The 16,917-nt window shown below is 59.7% G+C and carries 14 protein-coding genes; 3 read left to right on the top strand and 11 right to left on the bottom strand.

The window, feature by feature from the left end:
- The first annotated feature begins 129 nt into the window (after window positions 1–129).
- Entirely contained in the window at window positions 130–1,011 is an 882-nt protein-coding gene (locus VE009_RS15505; protein ID WP_325009128.1) for an AraC family transcriptional regulator, read from the top strand.
- A gap of 54 nt (window positions 1,012–1,065) precedes the next feature.
- On the opposite strand, the gene VE009_RS15500 is transcribed toward VE009_RS15505, so the two are convergent.
- The 3 genes from VE009_RS15500 to tkt form a co-directional block, all read right to left on the bottom strand.
- Entirely contained in the window at window positions 1,066–1,806 is a 741-nt protein-coding gene (locus VE009_RS15500; RefSeq protein WP_325009126.1) for a ThuA domain-containing protein, read from the bottom strand.
- Window positions 1,807–1,832: 26 nt separating this feature from the next.
- Window positions 1,833–2,888, bottom strand: coding sequence for a Gfo/Idh/MocA family oxidoreductase (locus tag VE009_RS15495; RefSeq protein WP_325009124.1), 1,056 nt, complete (start codon window positions 2,886–2,888; stop codon window positions 1,833–1,835).
- A 157-nt stretch (window positions 2,889–3,045) separates the two neighbouring features.
- The gene (gene tkt, locus VE009_RS15490; RefSeq protein WP_325009121.1) at window positions 3,046–5,046 is read right to left on the bottom strand and encodes a transketolase; all 2,001 of its coding nucleotides are present in this window, start codon (window positions 5,044–5,046) and stop codon (window positions 3,046–3,048) included.
- 120 nt (window positions 5,047–5,166) lie between these two features.
- Between tkt and VE009_RS15485 the strand changes: the two genes are divergently transcribed.
- Window positions 5,167–6,051 (top strand): LysR family transcriptional regulator, encoded by an 885-nt coding sequence (locus VE009_RS15485; RefSeq protein ID WP_325009119.1) that lies wholly within the window; start codon window positions 5,167–5,169, stop codon window positions 6,049–6,051.
- Here the strand turns inward: VE009_RS15485 and VE009_RS15480 are convergent.
- Entirely contained in the window at window positions 6,032–6,778 is a 747-nt protein-coding gene (locus tag VE009_RS15480; protein WP_325009117.1) for a LysR family transcriptional regulator substrate-binding protein, read from the bottom strand. The two genes, VE009_RS15485 and VE009_RS15480, sit on opposite strands and share 20 nt — an antisense overlap.
- Window positions 6,779–6,861: 83 nt before the next feature.
- On the opposite strand from VE009_RS15480, the gene VE009_RS15475 reads away from it, so the two are divergent.
- Complete coding sequence (locus VE009_RS15475; RefSeq protein ID WP_325009115.1) at window positions 6,862–7,602, top strand: SDR family NAD(P)-dependent oxidoreductase; 741 nt, start codon at window positions 6,862–6,864, stop codon at window positions 7,600–7,602.
- 15 nt (window positions 7,603–7,617) lie between these two features.
- Here VE009_RS15475 and VE009_RS15470 read toward each other — a convergent pair whose 3' ends face one another.
- The 7 genes from VE009_RS15470 to VE009_RS15440 form a co-directional block, all read right to left on the bottom strand.
- Window positions 7,618–8,877, bottom strand: coding sequence for an MFS transporter (locus VE009_RS15470; protein WP_325009540.1), 1,260 nt, complete (start codon window positions 8,875–8,877; stop codon window positions 7,618–7,620).
- 171 nt (window positions 8,878–9,048) lie between these two features.
- Entirely contained in the window at window positions 9,049–9,720 is a 672-nt protein-coding gene (locus VE009_RS15465) for a DUF2306 domain-containing protein (RefSeq protein ID WP_325009113.1), read from the bottom strand.
- Window positions 9,721–9,908: 188 nt separating this feature from the next.
- Window positions 9,909–11,438 (bottom strand): alkyl hydroperoxide reductase subunit F, encoded by a 1,530-nt coding sequence (gene ahpF, locus VE009_RS15460; RefSeq protein ID WP_325009111.1) that lies wholly within the window; start codon window positions 11,436–11,438, stop codon window positions 9,909–9,911.
- Window positions 11,439–11,452: 14 nt separating this feature from the next.
- A complete protein-coding gene (gene ahpC / locus VE009_RS15455; protein ID WP_325009109.1) occupies window positions 11,453–12,016 on the bottom strand; it encodes an alkyl hydroperoxide reductase subunit C in 564 nt (187 codons plus the stop codon).
- A 202-nt stretch (window positions 12,017–12,218) separates the two neighbouring features.
- Complete coding sequence (locus tag VE009_RS15450) at window positions 12,219–12,446, bottom strand: hypothetical protein (RefSeq protein ID WP_325009107.1); 228 nt, start codon at window positions 12,444–12,446, stop codon at window positions 12,219–12,221.
- Between the two features lie 108 nt (window positions 12,447–12,554).
- Window positions 12,555–14,618 carry a glycosyl hydrolase 115 family protein gene (locus VE009_RS15445; RefSeq protein ID WP_325009105.1) on the bottom strand — a complete coding sequence of 688 codons (2,064 nt, stop codon included), beginning with the start codon at window positions 14,616–14,618 and terminating at the stop codon, window positions 12,555–12,557.
- A gap of 36 nt (window positions 14,619–14,654) precedes the next feature.
- Window positions 14,655–16,892 (bottom strand): helix-turn-helix domain-containing protein, encoded by a 2,238-nt coding sequence (locus tag VE009_RS15440; RefSeq protein WP_325009103.1) that lies wholly within the window; start codon window positions 16,890–16,892, stop codon window positions 14,655–14,657.
- Between the last annotated feature and the right edge of the window lie 25 nt (window positions 16,893–16,917).

Below are 16,917 nucleotides of genomic sequence, written 5' to 3'. Positions count from 1 at the left end.
TTATGTTCCGATGCGAACCGGCGTTTCGGAGAAATAATGCACTGTCTCGGCTACCTTTCATGATACGATGGAGGGAGAATAGGATGCTTTGTATGAAACCGACTTTTTGCAAACGGGGCGTGAACCGGAATGCTGGCGATGGACGCGGAATTCGTGCCAAGAGTGAAGCTGATGGGATTCGTTTCCTATCAGCAGCCGTGGATTCATTTCAAGCGGAACGTGGACGAGTTTATTTTGTACATTATCAAAAGCGGCGAATTGCATCTTCGGGAGGACGGAGCCGATTTCGCGCTTCGGCGCGGCGACGCGTTCCTGCTCGAGCCCAACTTGGACCACGAAGGGACGCAAAAACATGTTTGCGATTATTATTACATTCACTTCACCCACCAAGGTCTGCTTCGAAGGTCCGCCGACGCGCCGCTTTCGTCCGCCGAACGAACGTTGATCGATAACGCGCTATACGACGCCAGCGACGACGGCACCTTCTACGCCGTGCCGAAACAGTTCTCGCTCGGCGACGCGGCGCTCCGCGAAACGTTCCGCCGGTTGAACGAAATGCTTCACCTATACAGGCGCAAACATCATCACCGGACCATCGCGGCCCTCAAATTTTCCGAGCTGTTGATCGAAATGTCCCGGGAATATCTGAATCATGAGTTGCAGCAAGGCGTCAAGTCGAAGGCCCGGATGAAAGTGAACGCCTTGCTCGACTACATTCATCAGAATTACACGAACAAAATGACCGGTGCCGACATCGAGCGAATATTCGAGTGCAATTACGACTATTTGAACCGGATGTTTCGGCGCATGACAGGGTATACGATCGTCCGATACATGAACCTCGTTCGCATCCAGCACGCGAAGGAGCTCATCGAAGCGACGCATTTGCCCGTCGGCGAAATCGGATATTTAACGGGCCTAGAGGATCCGTACTATTTCAGCAAATTGTTCAAAAAATACACCGGCCTGTCGCCCTTGCAGTATTACAAGAAAATGAGAGTAGACTCGTAAAAAACGGGAGGAGCCGCGCTGTTCGCATAACGCGTTAGCACGGCTCCTTCCCGATCACGTCGCGTCCGGGACCTTCGCGGCGATCGGCTCCAGCGGAGCGGCGTTCCCGTATTTCGGCGCCGGCGTCGGCAGCGGAGCCGCCCAGCGAACCGCATTGCGGAGAACCTGGCGAACGTTCTCGTTGTAGTACGTCGGGTACGTTTCGTGTCCGGGACGGAAGTAGAAAATCTTCCCCCGCCCCCTCGAGAACGTCATGCCGCTGCGGAACACTTCCCCGCCCTCGAACCAGCTGACGAACACGAGCTCGTCCGGAGGCGGTACGTCGAAATGTTCGCCGTACATCTCTTCTTTTTCCAATTCGATGTATTCGCCGAGGCCCGCCGTAATCGGATGGCTCGGCTGCACGACCCATAAGCGCTCCTTCTCATCCGCCTCGCGCCATTTCAACCTGCACGTCTGCGTCCCCATCAGCTTATTGAAAATTTTCGAACAGTGTCCGGAGTGCAGCACGATGAGTCCCATGCCGTCCAACACTCTGCGGTGGACGCGGTTGACAACTTCGTCGGACACCTCGCCGTGCGCGACATGGCCCCACCACATCAGCACGTCGGTGGCGTTCAGCACTTCGTCGCTAAGGCCGTGCTCCGGCTGGTCGAGCGTCGCAGTACGCGTCGCGACGTCGGCGGCCGCGATCCCCTGCGCGATCGCCTCATGAATGCCGGCCGGGTACACGGCGGCAACCGTTTCGTTCTTGCGTTCATGAATAAACTCGTTCCAAATCGTCACTCGAATCATATTCTCTCACCGCTTTCTTGATTGGTTTACTCGCACGACACCGTGCGCTTGGTCTCGTTCGCCTGGAGTATGGCTTCCAGCACCTTCTGGTTTTCGAAGCCGGCCGCGAAATCGGGCAGCCCCTCGCTCGGCTCGCCGTTCAGCATTCGGGCGAAATCTTCCCACTGCGTCAACTTCGCGCGCTGCGGGACGTTCGCCCGCATCTCGGCGAGCTCGCCCGTGTCATCGTCGACGCGGACAAGCACGACTTGATCCGGCCGGAGCGTGCTGGCATGAAGGGTGCCCTTGTCGCCGTACAGCGAAATTTCGAGTTGATTTCCGGATCCGATGCAGTTGCGCGACGTTTGGAACACGCCCGCGGCGCCGTTCGCCATCCGCGCCTGGAAGCTGGCGAAATCGTCGACCGCGACGGGGACGAGCTCCTCGGAGTTCGGGAGGTTCCGTTCCGGAATGAACGTCGCAAGCTGCGCCGATACATCCCGGAACGAGCCGACGAGATAGTGGGCGAGGTCGATCATGTGCGCGCCCAAATCGCCCAGCGTCCCGGTGCCGGTGACGGCCTTATCGAATCTCCAGACGAACGGCTGGCGGTATGCGGCCGATCCCCAGCCCTGCAAATATTGAACGAAGAAGCTTCTCACGTCCCCGATGTCCCCTCGCCGCAGCAGCTCCCGCGCATAGCGGAAAGCCGGCGTATACCGGTAGCTGAACCCGATCATCGCGGATACCGGCGCCTGGTCGTACAGCGCTTTCAACCGTTCCGCTTCTTCGAAGTTCATCGTGAACGGTTTCTCCGACAAGAACGGCTTCCTCGCCTTCAAACAACGCTCCATGATGTCCGCGTGGACGACGTTCGGCGTCACGGAGATGACGGCGTCCACGTCCGCCTCCTCGATGAGCCGCCCGTAGTCGGCGAACCGTTTGTCCGCCGGAATGCCTAGCCGCTCCCCAATCCTTTCGAGCGCGGCGGCGTCCACGTCGCATATGGCCGCGACCCGCATGCCCGCGATGTTTCGCAAGCCGTTAATATGCGCGTTCGCCATGCCGCCCAAACCGATGATCCCGATCCCAAACGATTTCATGATCGTCCCCTCCGTTTCCGTTCCCCTATAGTGTAGGCTTCGCGCCGCGACTCTTGAATGGGAGATAGAGACTCTTTTTGTACAAAAGCGACCTTGGGCGGAGGAAAAGTAAAACAAAAAAAGCGGCGGGCAATGGCTGCCCGCCGCTTCGCTTTCATTATTTCAACAGTTCTTTCGCCATCCGAACGACGTTGTCGACGGAGAAGCCGAAATATTCCATCACCGCGCCGCCCGATCCCGACGCCCCGAACGTCTCGATGGACAGCACCTTGCCGCTCGGTCCCGCGACTCGCTCCCAGCCGAGCCCGATGCCGGCTTCGATGACGATCCGCTTCGACGCCGCGTCGGGAAGGACGCTCTGCCGGTATGCTTCCGGCTGCGCGTAGAACAGCTCCCTGCTCGGCATCGCCACGACGCGGACGGAGACGCCGTCCTGCTCGAGCGCCGCCTTCGCGTTCGCGGCCAGCGACACCTCCGACCCGGTAGCGACCAGAATGAGGTCCGGGGAATCGTTCGTCTCCGTCAGCACGTAGCCGCCCTTCGCGACCTGCTCCAGGTTGCGCTGCGTCTGTTCGAACACCGGCAAGTTTTGCCGGCTCAGCACGAGCGCGACCGGTCCTTGCCGCTGCGACAGCGCGAACGCCCAGGCGCTCGCCGTCTCGTTGGCGTCGGTCGGACGAATGACCGTCAGGCCCGGGATCGTGCGCAGCGCCGCCAAATGCTCGACAGGCTCGTGCGTCGGTCCGTCTTCCCCGACGGCGATCGAGTCGTGCGTGAAGACGTAGACGACCGGCAGCTTCTGCAGCGCGGCCAATCGGATCGCCGGGCGCAGGTAGTCGCTGAACACGAAGAACGTGCTGACGAACGGCCGCACGCCGCCGTGCAGCGCAAGACCGTTGCCGGCCGCGCCCATCGCATGCTCGCGCACGCCGAAGTAGACGTTGCGCCCCGCGTACGTCTCGAGGGCGAACGGCTTCTCTCCTTTGATGTCCGTCATCGTCGAATGCGACAAGTCCGCGCTGCCGCCGAACAACGTCGGAACGACCGCCGCGTACCGGTTGATCGCTTCGCCGCTCGCGACGCGCGTCGAAATCGCCTTCGCGGAATCGAAAGTCGGAATCGCGGCGACGTCGATCGCGGTCTTGCCTTCGATCGCGTCAAGCAGCTCCCGTCCCTCTTCAGGGTACTTCTCGGCGTATGCGGCGAACAGGCGTTTCCACTCTTCTTCCTTGGCGGCGCCTTCCTGCTTCAGACGGTCGAGATGCGCGCGCACTTCCTCCGGCACGGCGAATTCTTCCTCGTGCGGCCAGCCGTACGCCGCCTTCGCCGCCGCGGCGTCCTCCTTGCCAAGCGGGGCGCCGTGCACCTTGTTCGTGCCCGCCGCGCGGCTGCCGTAGCCGATGACCGTGCGCACTTCGATGAGCGTGGGACGGTCGCCTTGGCGCTTCGCTTCCGCGATCGCCGCCGAGACGGCCGCTTCGTCGTTGCCGTCCTCGACGCGCAGGTAATGCCAGTTCGCCGATTCCGTCCGCTGCTTAACGTTCTCGCCGAAGCTGAGCTTAAGCTCCCCGTCCAGCGAAATATCGTTGGAATCGTACAGCACGATGAGCTTGCCGAGCTTCATATGGCCGGCCATCGACATCGCTTCGTACGAGATGCCTTCCATCAAGCAGCCGTCCCCGACGAGCGCGTACGTGTAATGGTCGACGACCGGGAAGCCGTCGCGGTTATAGCGCGCCGCGAGATGCGCTTCGGCCATCGCCATGCCGACGGCCATGGCGATCCCTTGACCGAGCGGCCCCGTCGTCGCCTCCACGCCGTCCGTGTGCCCGTACTCGGGATGGCCTGGCGTGCGGCTGTTCAGCTTCCGGAACTGCTTCAAATCGTCGATCGTCACGTCGTACCCGAACAAATGCAGCAGACTGTACAGCAGCATGGAGCCGTGCCCTGCAGACAGCACGAACCGGTCTCGGTTGAACCATCTGGCGTTGGCGGGATTATGCTTAAGATGTTCGGCCCAGAGGGCGAACGCCATCGGCGCGGCGCCCATCGGCAGCCCCGGGTGCCCGGAATTGGCGGCGTTGATGGCATCGATCGACAGCGTACGGATCGTGTTGATCGCCAGTTTGTTGATCGTTTGCGTTTGCGTTTGCGGCATGTACGGATCCCTCTTTCTCCATTATATTTTTCTGTTCACGCAGAGTCCTGATTTTACTATAATACGTGTTAGCGTCATACGTGTAATGAATATATTTCAGGGGAGATATAGACCGTATCTATGGCCAGCCATATTAATCACGACTTGTACAAAGTCTTTTATTGGGCCGCGAAGACGGGCAGCTTGTCACAAGCCGCTAAAGCGCTGTTTCTGACGCAGCCAAGCGTCAGCCACGCGATCAAGCAGCTGGAGCGCCATTTCGGCGTCGCCCTGTTCCTACGCAACGCGAAAGGCGTCGAGCTGACGCAGGAGGGCGCCGTGCTGTATTCGTATATCGAACAGGCGCAAATTTTGATCGCGCTCGCCGAAGAGAAAATGGCCGCGCTCAAAAACCTCGCCAGCGGCGAGCTGCGGATCGGCGGCAGCGACTCGCTGTTCCGGCATTATTTGCTGCCGCACCTCGAGCACTTCCACGAGCAGCATCCGGGCGTCAAGCTGCTGCTGCACCACGGCACGACGCCGGAAATCATTACGTATTTGAAGGAAGGCAGCATCGATCTCGGGGTCGTGCGCATGCCGATCGACGAGCCGCAGCTCGAAGTGAGGGAAAGCTTTCAGCTGCAGGATTGCTTCGTGGCGGGCAGCCGATTCGCGCATTTGCGCGGACAAGTGCTGTCGCTCGATCGGCTGCTGCAGCATCCGATCATTTTGTTCTCCCGGAACAGCCGGGCGCGGACGGGCATTACCGAATTGTTCCAAAGCTATGGGTATTCGCTTAAACCCGAGATCGAGGTCGGAAGCGTGGATTTGCTCGTCGAATTCGCGCGGAGGGGGCTGGGGATCTCTTATATTACGAGGGAATTCGTGACGAAGGAGCTGGAGGAGGGCTCGCTGTTCGAGGTGCGGCTGAACGTGCCGATCCCCCCTTCCCGCGTAGGCATCCTGACGAAACGGAACGTGCCGCTGTCGACGGCGGCGAGCGGCTTTATCGAGCTGATTCGGTAGTGCCGACGCGCTCTCCCAAAGCTTGTTTGATAAAGGTATACAACGTATGACTCGCGTGCCGAAACGGGTACGCCGACTCCTTGCACGTCATGCCGCACGTCATATGGATCAGGCTGCCGGCGATGCTGCGCACCGCCATCCCCTTCGCTTCCGGCTCCGCGACCGTAATTTTCGGCACGAGGGCGATCCCCAGCCCGTGTTCGACGTACGCCTTCAAGGCCGTCATGCTGCCGACCACCATCGCGTCGAGCGCGGCGGGGCCTTGCTCCTGCATGACGATTTCCAGCTTCTTACGATAGGGGCAAGTTTCCGAAGTGACGAGCAGGCGGTGCCCGGCGAAATCGCTCGGATCGATCGTCTCCCGCCGCGCGAGCGGATGGCTTGCGGGCAGAAACACCGCGAACTCCTCCTCGAACCAAGGCTCGAAATACAAACCCGAACCGAGATTCGGCGCCGTCGACAGCGCAAAATCGATTTCGCCCTTAAGCAACCGCTCGCTAAGCGCCGGAGTGCTCCCGATGTCCACGGAAACGCGCACGTTCGGGTACGCGTCCGCAAACCGCTTCAAAATCGGCGGCAGCCGGAAGCTGGCCGTCGGCTCCGTCGCTCCGATCCGAACATGCCCCGCTTCGCCCGCCTTCAAATCCGCTAGGCTCGTCCGAAGGCGTTCCACGTCCTTCACGATGTGCAGGCTGTGGTCGTAAAACAGCCGGCCGGCCTCCGTCAATCCGACTTCCTGGCCGCGTTCGAGCAGCTGGACGCCCAGCTCCGTCTCCTCAAACCACCGAAACCCCGAAGGAGCGGATGAACATGGAACTGTCGAACAAAACAGCCCTAGTGACGGGCGGCGGCACGGGCATCGGCCGCGCGGTCAGCCTCGCGCTGGCGAAGAAGGGCGCGGCCGTCGCCGTGGGTTACGCGCGGTCGCAAGCGGATGCGGAGCAAACGGTGCGCCTCATTCTCGACGAGGGAGGAACCGCGATCGCCGTCCGAGCCGACGTCGCTCGGGACGAGGACGTGCGCGCGATGGTCCGGACGGCCGCGGACCGGTTCGGCGCGATCGATCTGCTCGTCAATAACGCCGGCATCACCAGACATATCCCGATGGACGACTTGGAATCGGCGACGGAGGACGTATGGGACGAACTGTTCGACGTGAACGTGAAAGGGATGTTTTACTGCGCGCGCGCCGTCGCTCCCTATATGAAGCAGCGACGGCAAGGCGCGATCGTCAACATCGGCAGCATCGCCGGACGGACGGGAACGGGCTCGTCTCTCCCGTACGCCGTGTCCAAAGCGGCCGTGCACGGCCTCACGATGTCGTTGGCGCGTGCCTTGGCGCCCTATATTCGCGTCAACTGCGTCGCCCCGGGGGCCGTCGCGACCCGCTGGTGGGCCGGCAGGGAAGAACAGATGAAGCAACTGGCTCCGAACCTGCTGCTGGAGCGTATCGCCGCGCCCGAAGACATCGCCGCCCTCGTCATCTCCGTCTTGGAACAAGAGGCGATGACGGGGCAAATCATTACGGCGGACAGCGGTCAAACCTTGTGACCTATCGTCGTCTACCTAGTGATGATGAACATGAACGGCCGCCCCTATCGAACGGCTCGCCTTCATCCGAAGCAGCGGGATCGCGCCCAGCGCGCCGAGCAAGAAGAAGGCCGATGCCAATAAGTACATCTGGTTCAGCGGAAGCGCCTCTTTCAGAACGCCTACAAGACTCATGGTCGCGACCATTCCCCCCATGAACAACGGGTTCAAAATGCCGTTCACGCGGCCGACGAACGACGACTCCGCATGATTCATGACGAGCGTATTGCAGGAGATATGAATGAACGGAATCATCAAGCCGGAAAACCATTGCGCGGCGAGGGCGATCCCGACGCTCTCGGCGGAGCCCAAGACGGATACGGCAGCCGCGTTCAAGGCGAGACCGATCAGCAGCATCGTTTGCGGAGACAATTTCTTAAACAAAGCCATCGCCAAAAATCCGCCGAGAATCATGCCCGTTCCGTTCGCCGCCGTCAACCACTGCAACTGATCGGGGGACAGCCTCAGCTGTTCGGTAATTAGGAAAATGCCCAACGGATTAATGAGGCCCAGCCCCAGTCCGGAAACCAAGAAAAATCCGCCCATATAAACGAACACTTTGTTGCGGGCGACGTACTGCAGTCCCATCTTCATTTCATACGCAAGCTTCGTCGTCGGAGCGGCCTCCGTTCTCCGATCGGGAGGGAGCATCGTAAGCGCCGCCGCCGACAGGAGGAAGCACGCGCCCATCAGAGCGATCGCCGTCTCGATGCCGAACCGGAAATAAATGAACGTGCCGAGCGCCGGCCCGAGCACCATGAACACCGACATGATCGTCTGGTACATCGACATGCCGACATGCATGAGCGACTCGGGCACATGGAGCTTGAACAATTTCATGCCGGAAGGCTGAGAAAATTGCGACAGCATCGAAGAGACCAAGGTGGCGAAAAACACCGCTTCCCATCCGCCGTAAACGAGCGCCAACAGGACGACGAACACGGACAAAGCGCTCAGCAAATCGCTAGCGATCATCGTGCGCTTGGGGCGCCAGCGGTCCGCGAACGTTCCTCCGACGAACGAGAAAATAAAGATCGGCGCGAACTCGGCGAGGGAAATGAGCGACACCGCGACAGGATCCTTGTTCGTCTGCTCCGTCACGAAGAGCAAAATCGCGAAGTTCCGGATCCAGATCCCCATCTGGAGGAAGAGGCCTGACAACAGAATGGATTGAACAAAACGATTGGCAAATAAATCTTTCATGCCGGGCTGACGAGCTTGCGCCGCGGATGACATCATACGAAACACCTCTCATTAGGAATTTAGGAATGTACCCATCATAATCCGGCGGCCGCCCCCGCAACGCGCAAACATGGCGCCGTTCCGCGCAAGTTTTTGCGCGCCAAGCGCAAACGCGAAGGGCGTCCCTCCAAGCCATGGACTTGGGAGGGACGCCCTGATCGCGACCTATTTCTTATATCGATTCGTGAACCAAACGATTAGAGGCACGAAGACGAACGTCGGCAGAAACCACACCCATAGGCTCGTCGACTCGATGTGCAGCAGTCTGGGCGCTCCGAATACCAAAAACGCGGTTACGGTCGCGATGCAGCACGACAGCATGCCTACGATATGCTCTACGGCCCAATGCGCCTTGGTTTTCGGCGTCCTCAGCCAATAGAGCAGCTGCGAGCCTCCGAGAAACACTCCGGTGATCGGAAAATATTGAAGCAGCGGAAATTGTATGATCGTCCCGTAGATCGAAATCCCGACCCCGGAACCGAGCAGCAGCGACGGGAAAAACAGATCCGCAGCGTTGCGGTGCGGAGTCGCACGCCGCTTGTAACGCAGCACGCGCACCCCGTACCAAGCCGTCGAGGAGCTTAACGCGGCGACGAATATCAAAAACCACGAAAACGGAATCGCATCCGCGTCGGGACCCGCGTCCCAAGCGATCCGATACACGCCCATCGCGAACGCGCTGATCGAGACGGCCGCCATCGCGTACACGTATATCCACCCCACCTTGTTGTGCGTTCGGCCCCCTTTCTTCGCAACGATCGGGATCCAAAATACGGCGAGCGCCAAAAAACCGCCCGCGATATGAATGATGCGCAGGATATCGAACAAAAGCTGCATGTTGCCGTCCCCCTTCGATCAAAAGTTTGACGACGCCTCGTCAGCTTTCATTATAATCGAGGCAGGAACGGCGAAGCACGCAAACCTTGCGCGCCGAGGACGCATAGTTTTGCGGCGTGCGCGCAAAAAAGGCGCAAAAAAACCGCTGCGCGATTCCGAATCGTCGGAGTCGCGCAGCGGTTTGCCGATTAATTTCGAATGAGGTAATCGAATGCGCCCAACGCCGCGGTCGCGCCCGAACCCATCGAGATGATGATTTGCTTATAAGGGCTGTTCGTGCAGTCGCCGGCGGCGAACACGCCGGGCACGCTCGTGGCGCCGTGGCTGTTCACGACGATTTCGCCGAAGCGCGTGCGCTCCACCGTATCGCCGAGCCAGTCAGTGTTCGGCACGAGGCCGATCTGGACGAACACGCCTTCGAGCTCGACATGGCGGTCTTCGCCCGTCTCGCGATCCGTGTACGTCAGGCCGTTCACCTTGTCGGCGCCGGTGATCTCTTTCGTTTGCACGTTCGTCAGCACCGTCACGTTCGGCAGGCTGTACAGACGGTCCTGCAGGACGCCGTCCGCTTTCAGCTCCGCATTAAACTCCAGCACGATAACGTGCTTCACGATGCCGGCGAGATCGATCGCCGCCTCGACGCCGGAGTTGCCGCCGCCGATGACCGCCACGCGCTTGCCGGCGAACAGCGGACCGTCGCAGTGCGGGCAGTACGCCACGCCTTTGTTTTTATACTCCGCTTCGCCGGGCACGCCGACGTTGCGCCAGCGGGCGCCCGTCGACAGAATGACGGCCTTGCTCTTCAGCACGGCGCCGTTCTCCAGCTCGACTTCGATCAGCTCTTTCTTCTCGAGCCGCTTCGCGCGCTGCAGCTTGATCACGTCGACGCCGTACTCCTTCACGTGCTCTTCCAAGCTCGCCGCGAGCTTCGGACCTTCCGTGTATTTCGTGCCGATGAAGTTCTCGATCCCGAGCGTATCCATCACCTGGCCGCCGAACCGCTCCGCGACGATGCCCGTGCGGATGCCTTTGCGCGCCGCATAGATCGCCGCGCTGGCGCCGGCCGGACCGCCGCCGACGACGAGCACGTCGAACGGCTCTTTGTTGTCGAGCTCGGACGCTTCCGGACCGCCGCCCAGCTTCGCGAGGATTTCCTCGATCGACATCCGGCCGCTGCCGAACGGTTCGCCGTTGAGGAACACTGTCGGCACCGCCAGAATGTTCCGGCTCTCCGCCTCGGCCTTGAACGCCGCGCCGTCGATCATTGTATGCGTAATGCCCGGGTTGAGCACGCTCATCAAATTGAGCGCCTGCACGACGTCGGGACAGTTATGGCACGTCAGGCTGATGAACGATTCGAAATGATATTCCCCGCGAATGCTCTTGATTTGGTCGATGACGTTCTGGTCGACCTTCGGCGCTCGGCCGCTCACCTGCAGCAGCGCCAGCACGAGCGACGTGAATTCGTGGCCGAGCGGCACGCCGGCGAACGTCACGCCCGTGTCTTCGCCCTTGCGATTGACGCTGAAGCTCGGCGTGCGCGGCAGATCCGCCGGCTCGACCGCGATGCGGGAGGACATGGCGGACAGCTCATCCAGCAGCGCCGTCATTTCTTGGGAGACGGCGTCCGACCCCGCGCTTACCTTCAGCACGACGTCGCCTTCCATCAATTGAAGATATTGTTCCAGCTGCGCTTTGATTTCTTGTTCCAATGCCATGTTCGAATCCCTCCTTAAATCTTGCCGACGAGGTCAAGGCTCGGCTTCAGCGTTTCGGCGCCTTCCTGCCACTTCGCCGGGCATACTTCGCCCGGGTTGTTGCGGACGTATTGGGCCGCTTTGATTTTGTTCACGAGCGTGCTGGCGTCGCGGCCGATGCCGCCGGCGTTGATTTCCAGCGCTTGAATGACGCCGTCCGGATCGATGATGAACGTGCCGCGCTCGGCGAGGCCGTCCTCCTCGATCAGCACTTCGAAATTGCGGGAAATGACGTGCGTCGGATCGCCGATCATGATGTACGTAATTTTGCCGATCGCTTCCGAGCTGTCGTGCCATGCTTTATGTGTAAAATGCGTATCCGTCGATACGGAGTACACTTCGACGCCGAGCTCTTTCAGCGTTTCGTATTGGTTCTGCAAGTCTTCGAGCTCGGTCGGGCAGACGAACGTGAAATCGGCCGGGTAGAAGCAGACGACGCTCCATTTGCCCTTCAAGTTTTCTTCCGTCACCTCGATGAAATGGCCGTTGTGATACGCCTGCGCTTTGAAAGGTTTGACTTCTTTGCCGATGAGAGACATGATAAAAATTCCTCCTTAAGGATACATTAATACCGGCGCCCGATGGGGCCAGCAATAGATTGTGTTAATTCCTTATTGATAATTATTATAATCTAAGAACAATACTTAATTTAAATGATTAATCCTCTCCTGTCAACAGGCAGCCATGAAAAAATGAAAAACCCCTTCGGTCCCGACGGACCAAAGGGGCGTTATACCGATGTTACTTTTTGCGAGAGGGCGATTTCTTCTTCATGCCGCGAATTCCGGCTACGCCGCACGACGGGAACTCGTCGCGGACCGTGACGGTCGTGACGACGTAAGGAACGGGCACAAAATGATGCCGATTCACGATCTCGATCGGCTGCACGATTTCGACGGGCTGCGGATGAAATATGTCGCGGTATACGACTTTCGGCTCTTTCACGCATTTTTTCGGCTGGCAAGGCATTCCGCATCCACCTCCCTTCGTATCGTCTGATACAGTATATGGGAGGGGAACAACTGCCGCATGGGTAGGTGTACAGCCCCGCGCAAACTACCATGTCTAGCTTCTACTCTACAAATTGAACTTCTCTTCCAGCCTGCGGGCGAGTTCGTCGTCCGACAGCGGATTTCGATGCGTGTTTTCTAAATAGATGTATTTCTCCGTCTCCGGCATCAAATATTGTTTGTACCAGAGGAAAAAATCCGGGCTGTCGCCATGCATCCGCAGCCATCGGCGCAGCGTATCCATATTGTCCACCGTGCTCTTGATGTTCGTCAGCCAATCGGCTCGGTAGAAATGTTCCCAAGGCCCATGCTCCGCGTCCTTCAGCGCGTCTATTCCCCGCTGATAGCTCCGCATCGCGCGCGAGGCGTGCACGAAGGCGACCGCATATTGCTGCCGCAAATACGCCTCGAACGCCTCTCCCAAAGCGGCGAAGCCTTCGCAGCCGGACAAATGCAGCTCGATATGAAGCAGCAGATGATCCTTCAGACGAAGCCGATCGTCAGCCGGCAGCGCCGCCATGAGCCGCTCGGCCCGCTCCTTGAGCGACCGCCAGCCGGGAATCGCCTCCGCGCACTTGCGGCGGAACCACTCCACCTGTTCCGCGAACGCGGCGGAGCCCGTCGCCCAATACAGCCGCTCCATCGGCTCGGCGTGCTTGCCCTGCAGCCAATGGCCGACGATCTTCCGCGCCGGGTGATGGTAAAACTCCTCCCCCGCACGGTCGTCTTCGTTCGGGCCGTAGGCAATCGTCCGCTCCGCATATTCGCGGTGCAGCGCGGCGATGTCGTCTTCGCGAGCGGAGTACATGCGGCGCACGAATTCGCGAAGATGCGTCTCCGCGTCCGCCCGCCCCTTGGTCCACAGCTCCCGGACGAGGTCCAGCGTGTATACGTGCGGCCGGATATTGCCGCTGTTCACGAGCAAGTACGAGAACGCTCCCGCGCGGAACGCGTCCTCCAGCTCCCGCGCGATCAAGCCGGCCGGCGACGGGAACAGCGTCAGATGGTTCGACGCCTGCAGATCGTGGAACGTGACATGATAATAGACGCCGTGTTTCGCTCGATCATCCGCCGCAGGCAGCGCGGGAATCCGCAAATTCAGGTTGCCGTGCCGGCGGGACACCATCTTGCCGTAGCCGTTGTCGGCCCATACGCGCATGATGTCCTCCGGGATATCGATATGCCCGCCCTTGTACAATTCCGCGATCTCGCCGTACAAGGCGACGCAGCAATGCGGATCGGCGACCTTGCGCCGCACCATGTCGTACTGCTTGCGAACGACCTGGCTGATCAGCGCCCCGCGCTTCTCCGGCGTATCGAACGCGGGATCCTGCTCCCAGAACGGCTGATCCCCTTGCCCGCGGAAGGAAAGCACCCACACGATTGTTTTGTCCTTCTGCTCCTCGATCGCCGCCTCCCATAACGCTTCGAACAGCTCCGGATGCTGCTGATAGCTGGCTTGCTTGCCGGGATATGCGCGCAGGAACATCTCCGCGCCGAGCGGCTCGGCGTGATGGTGCGTGACCCATAGTCCCATCTCGGACGCCAGTTCGGCATGGATGCCGTGCTTCGGCAAATCGGTGCCGGGGATGACCATGTTGCCGCCGCATCGCAGCAGCGCTTCGAACACCGGAAGCCACACGTCCCGCGTCGGCGGGTACTCCTCCTTCCAGCCGATCAAGCATACCTCGTCGTTGACGAACCAGCCGCGGAATCTCGTGTACGGCTCCGGCGAGTCGAACGGTTCCGCGGGAACGGCGACGGCGTCCCGCCGCTCCGGAGGCTTGTCCGCCCAAAACCAGAACGGATCGACGCCGAGGAACCTGCGGCTGTATTCCAAGAGGCCGTACACGAGGCCGAGATCGTCGCGAGCGGCGATATGCAGCGCCGTCGCGCCGCCGGCTTCCGCGAACCGGAAGCAATAGGCCTCCGGGCGGTTCGGACAGCGATCCTCGGGCTGCGCGTACCGAACCTCCACGGCGGCCGGCGCGTCTCCTTCGTCGATCCGCTTCGGGGCGGCGCCGAATACGCGCTCATGGTCCCTCGCCACCATCTCCCATGCGTGCCGAACGGGGGACGTCAGCGGCTGAGGCAATCGGTATGCGGTATGTCGATCAATCGTTAACGTCATCTGGATCATGTTCCTTTCGATGGGAATCCTGCTTCTTTAAGCTTGAATGGAATCCGCAGGTTTGGTTTGCGTCTCCCGGTACTGTCCCGGCGATACGCCGACGATCTTCTTAAACACGCGAATAAACGACGTCGGGTTCGAATAGCCCATCATGTCCGAAATATCCTGCACGGTCGCGTCCGACTCCCGCAGCAGCTTCTTGGCGTAGTCGATGCGCAGCCCGATCAGGAAATCGCTGAAATTTTGGCCGATGCTGTCCTTAAATAATTGACTCAAATATTTCGGTCCGATCTGAAACCGCTCGCTGAGCAGCGTAAGCGAAAGATTCGGATCCATGAAATGCTCCGCGACGTAATCGCGGATTTCCCGCATGAGCACGTGATGGCGCCGGCTCTGCGCGAGCTCCTCGATTTGCTCGAAAAGCCTGCGCATCGCAGCGAGCATATCGTCTTCCAGCTCCCGCAGCGTATCCGCCTGCTCCGTCGCGGCGAGCAAACGGGGCTTCGCCTCCGCAAGCCAAAACTTGACCGCCTCCTGCATCGTCCCTTCCAGCTCGTATTCCAGATGGAATATCAAATAATGCAGCAGCCGGTCGACGTCGTCCTTGCGAAGACGATGAACCGCCATGTCGCCGAACAGCCGTTTCGCATCGTCCAGCCAATCCGGCTCCGACATGCGCAGTTTGCGCACGATCGAACGGATTCCCTCCAAATAGGCGAACCATTCGCCTGCCGGCTTGTCTTTCAGCTCCACCGCGTCGATAATTTGGTTCGAACCGAGCGACACTTTGCGGCTGACCGCCTCCGACGCTTCCTCGAACGAGCGATGAATGTCGGCTTCGTCGTTCGCGGGGGGCCCGATGCCGATCGTCACCGTGAAATCGAGGTGATCCTCTACCCACGCCCGGATTTGCTCCGCAAGCTGCAGCGACCGATGCTCCAGTTCCCGCTCCCCCGAAATCAGGAGAAGGACCAGCTGATGTTTCGAGATCCACTCGGCGACGATCCGCGAATGGGTCTGCTCGCCGACTTCGACCGCGACGCTGCTGACGATGAATTTGAACAGCGATTGGTCGTTCGGGCTGTATTTCAGTCCGAATCGGACATAGTTGTCTATCTCCAATAACGCGACGATGCAGCGGCCTTCCGCCAGTCCGTAATAGAGCCATTCTTGCTCCCACGCCGCCCGGTCGTCGTCGCATTCGCCCTTGAGCAGCATTTGCAAGTACTGCTGTCTTCGAATGACGAGGTGCTCCTGCTGCTGCTCTTGGAACGCCATATTGTTGGTGATGAGGCGTTCGATCGCATGGTCGATGAAGGCGAATTCATTTTTGTTTTCTTTCGGATCGGCCGGCTTGATCGCCGACGAAAACCGCTCGATTCGATGCAGTATCGATTCGATCGGCTTGTAGTTCCGCTTAGTCACGTAGAAGGTGGAGCCGATCGCGAAACCAATGCCGCCCAAACCGAGCAATACCCAAACCGTACTCCCATAGGACAGGAAATCGAACAGCTTCCCGCCCTTGATGCTGATCCGGTACGTCCAGCCGGTATAATCCGAGACGATTTCGGCGCTCAGCCTGTCCACGAACGTCGTCCGGCGGCCATCCGCGAAGAACGGTTCCCCGGCGGCGTCGTACAGTTGCGCCTCCGTAATGGACCGGTCGATCATCTGGTCGAGGAACGATTCGAGCGAGGACACCTTCACGTTAATTACCAAGTACCCGAGACTCCCGGAATCGCGCGGGATTTTGAAGCCCAATGACGTGACGCGCAGCGACCTAGGTTCGCCCTGCGATTCGCTCTGTTTCATCCGAGGCGGGGACCATACGCCCGTGTACGGCTGCTTAAGCGCGATGCGGACATAGTTCCGATCGGGAAATTGTCCGAGCGGGCGGATCGCGCTCTGATCCATCACCCTGCCGTCATCGGCTCGATACAGATACACGGACTCGATGAGCCCGTGCCGCACCATCAGACTGCTCAGCATATTGGAAACGTCGAAATCGCGAACCCGGTCCGAAGGACCGTCGAGATACTGTTGAACCATGCCTCCCGTTTCGATCATGCGCTGCGCGTCGAACGAGATGCCTTTCAGCGAGCTGTCCATCATGTTGGCGACGAATTCGGCCGTCATGCGATTCGCCTGAATGGCGTTCCGCACGTTAAGCTGGTTCATGATTGCGAAAAAAATAAAGATAAATAGTCCGAGCGTAACGAAAAGGATGGGGAGATAGGAAAGCAGCATCCGCTTGACGTAGTTGTTGACTTTCATCTTCCATCCCCCCGATCTTAGGAAA

The sequence above is a fragment of the Paenibacillus sp. genome (assembly GCF_035645195.1).
Lineage (GTDB): Bacteria > Bacillota > Bacilli > Paenibacillales > YIM-B00363 > Paenibacillus_AE.
This window is presented reverse-complemented; position numbering and strand designations above follow the sequence as displayed.